Origin of the sequence: Bradyrhizobium sp. SHOUNA76 (assembly GCF_023006445.1) — a bacterium.
Taxonomy (GTDB): Bacteria; Pseudomonadota; Alphaproteobacteria; order Rhizobiales; family Xanthobacteraceae; genus Bradyrhizobium.
The window spans coordinates 1-3,308 of the sequence record NZ_JALBHA010000617.1 but is presented as its reverse complement, the minus strand read 5'-3'; the positions used below and the strand labels follow the sequence as shown (position 1 = coordinate 3,308).

Sequence of the window (3,308 nt, the reverse complement as noted above, 5' to 3'; positions counted from 1 at the left end):
GTGGACGCGCGCGATCGACTGCGGACCGACGTCGAGGATCATGCCGTCGGCCGGGATCGCATCGAGCCCATAGGCATGCGAGGGCGCGTTGGCGGCGAAATGATAGGCAACGGTTGCGTCGACCGGCAGGATGATGGCGCAGTTGGCGGCGTCCGCCTTCTCCATGATGCGCAGCGCGGTGGCGGCGAGATCCTTCTCGGCCAGCGACTTGCCGACGCCGACGCCCTGGGCGTGCAGGAAGGTGTTGGCCATGCCGCCGCCGATCACAAGCGCATCGACCTTGCTGACGAGATTTTCGAGCAGGTCGATCTTGGTCGAGACCTTTGCGCCGCCGATGATGGCGATAACAGGCTTGGTCGGCGAGCCCAGTGCCTTCTCCAGCGCGACGAGCTCGGCCTGCATGGTGCGGCCGGCATAGGCGGGCAGCTTGTGGCCGAGGCCTTCGGTCGTGGCGTGGGCGCGGTGCGCCGCCGAGAACGCATCATTGACCCAGATATCACCGAGCTTTGCGAGCTCCGCGACGAAGGCGGGATCGTTCTTTTCCTCTTCTTTGTGGAAGCGGGTGTTTTCGAGACAGAGAATGTCGCCGTCGTTCAAGCTAGCTACCGCCTTGGCCGCGGGCTCACCGATGCAGTCGTCGGCGAAGGCGACGGGCTTCTTCACGACCTTCGACAGCGCCTCGGCAACCGGCTTGAGCGACTCCTTGGCATCGCGCCCCTTCGGCCGGCCGAAATGCGCGAGCAGGATGACCTTGCCGCCCTTGTCCGAGATTTCCGTGATGGTCGGCGCGACGCGCTCGAGCCGGGTCGTGTCGCTGACGCGGCCGTTGTCCATGGGCACGTTGAGATCGACGCGCAGCAACACGCGTTTGCCCTTCACGTCGACGTCGTCGAGGGTGCGGAATTTGTTGGTCATCGGACACTCTCTCTTGTCCCGGGCGCACTGCGGCGCAAAGCGCCGCTGTGCAGAACCGGGACCCACATTGCAGCGAGTCGCGGTGAAATGGGTCCCGGATCTGCGAAGCAGCGTTTCACGCTGCATCGCGTCCGGGACACGAGAGCGGAGTTAGATCACCTTCGCGATCGCAGCGGCGGTGTCCGCCATGCGGTTCGAGAAGCCCCACTCGTTGTCGTACCAGGACATCACGCGCACCAGCGTGCCGTTCTGCACCTTGGTCTGGTCCTCGTGGAAGGTTGAGGAGTGCGGGTCGTGGTTGAAGTCGATCGAGACGTTCGGCGCATTGGTGTAGCCGAGGATGCCCTTGAGCTGCTGCTCGGAGGCGCGCTTCATCGCCGCGTTGATTTCCTTGGCGTCGGTGGCGCGCTTGGCGACGATCTTGAGGTCGACGACCGAGACGTTCGGGGTCGGCACGCGGATCGCGACGCCGTCGAGCTTGCCCTTCAGCTCGGGCAGCACGAGGCCGATCGCCTTCGCCGCGCCGGTCGAGGTCGGGATCATCGACATCGCAGCCGCACGGCCACGGTAGAGATCCTTGTGCATCGTATCGAGCGTCGGCTGGTCGCCGGTATAGGCGTGGATCGTGGTCATGAAGCCGGTCTCGATGCCGACGAGGTCGTTCAGCACCTTGGCGACCGGCGCCAGGCAGTTGGTGGTGCAGGAGCCGTTCGAGATGACCAGATGATCCTTGGTCAGCGTGTCGTGGTTGACGCCGTAGACGATGGTGGCATCGGCGCCGTCGGCGGGCGCGGAGACCAGCACGCGCTTGGCGCCGGCGGTCAGATGCGCGGAAGCCTTGTCCTTCGAGGTGAAGATGCCGGTGCATTCCATCGCGATGTCGACGCCGAGATCCTTCCAGGGCAGCTTCGAGGGATCGCGCTCCGCGGTCACCTTGATCTTGCCGGTGCCGAGGTTGATCGAGTCGCCATCGACGGTCACGGTGCCGGGAAAACGGCCATGCACAGAGTCGAAGCGGAGCAGATGGGCGTTGGTCTCGACCGGACCGAGGTCGTTGATGCCGACGACTTCGATGTCCTTGCGGCCGGACTCGGCAATAGCCCGCAGGATGTTGCGGCCGATGCGGCCAAAACCGTTAATTCCAACGCGGACTGCCATGTTTCGTCTCCTTCAATGACCGTTGTCATCCCGCACAACGCGCTATGCGCGCCTGCGAGGGTTTTTTAGGGGCGGACGCCCGGTTCGGCCGGGCGGTGCTTGATCATATGAGAGATTACGTAGTCCTTTTTTGCGGCAAGCTCAACTCTCAGGAAACGCGTTTCAGCACAGCGTTAACCGCGGCCTCGGCAGTAATGCCGAAATGCTTGTAAAGCTCCTTGGCAGGACCGCTTTCGCCGAAGGAATGCATGCCGACAAATTCGCCATCCTGGCCGATCACGGCGTCCCAACCCCAACGCACGGCGGCCTCGATCGCAATCTTGACCGGCGCGTTGCCGATGATGGCTGCGCGCTTGGCCTCTGGTTGCGCTAACAACAGCTCGAGCGAGGGAACGGAGACCACCCGTGACGCGATGCCGCGCTCGGCGAGCTGCTTCTGGGCGGCGACCGCGATCTCGACCTCGGACCCGGAAGCAAACAACGTCGCCTTGGCTTCGCCTTGGGCTGCGACCAGCTCATAGGCGCCGGCCGCGCAGGGATTGTCGTTCGGCGCGGTGGTCCGCAACTGCGGCAAATTCTGGCGCGTCAGTGCCAGCACCGTCGGGCCGTCGATGCGGTTGAGCGCGAGCTCCCAGCACTCGGCGACCTCCATCGCGTCGCACGGACGGAACACGCGCATATTGGGAATGGCACGAAGCGCGGCGAGATGCTCGACGGGCTGATGGGTCGGACCGTCTTCGCCGAGGCCGATGGAATCATGGGTCATCACATAGACGACGCCGGAGCCCATCAGCGCGGCAAGGCGCATCGCGGGACGTGCGTAGTCGGTGAACACCAGGAAGGTCGCGCCGTTCGGTGCGAAGCCGCCGTGCAGGAAGATGCCGTTCATCGCGGCGGCCATGCCGTGCTCGCGGATGCCGTAATGGATGAAGCGGCCCTTCGGCGTCTTGGCCGAGAAGGCGGTTGCCGATTTCGCCTTGTTGTTGTTGGAGCCGGTGAGATCCGCCGAGCCGGCCAGGAATTCCATCGGCATGGCGGCGGCGATGACTTCGATCACCGCCTCCGAGGATTTGCGGGTTGCCGCGGTCATCGGCTTTTCCAGCAATTCCTTCTTGTATGCGCGCACCGCCTTTGCGAGCGAGGCCGGACGCTCATGGCGCAGGCGGCGCTCGAACTCGGCGCGCTTGCGGCTGCCGAGCTCGCCAAGCCGTGCTTCCCATTCCTGGCGCGCCGCG

3 protein-coding genes are annotated in these 3,308 nt (G+C 64.6%); all 3 read right to left on the bottom strand.

Annotated elements, in window-relative coordinates; translation table 11 throughout:
* The coding region (locus MOV74_RS34440; RefSeq protein ID WP_246931424.1) for a phosphoglycerate kinase at positions 1-915 on the bottom strand (915 nt) is incomplete at its 3' end.
* Between the two features lie 150 nt (positions 916-1,065).
* Positions 1,066-2,073 (bottom strand): type I glyceraldehyde-3-phosphate dehydrogenase, encoded by a 1,008-nt coding sequence (gene gap / locus MOV74_RS34435; protein WP_246931423.1) that lies wholly within the window; start codon positions 2,071-2,073, stop codon positions 1,066-1,068.
* Between the two features lie 148 nt (positions 2,074-2,221).
* Positions 2,222-3,308, bottom strand: a 1,087-nt coding sequence (locus tag MOV74_RS34430) for a transketolase-like TK C-terminal-containing protein (RefSeq protein WP_309486863.1), incomplete at its 5' end; no start/stop codon positions are given.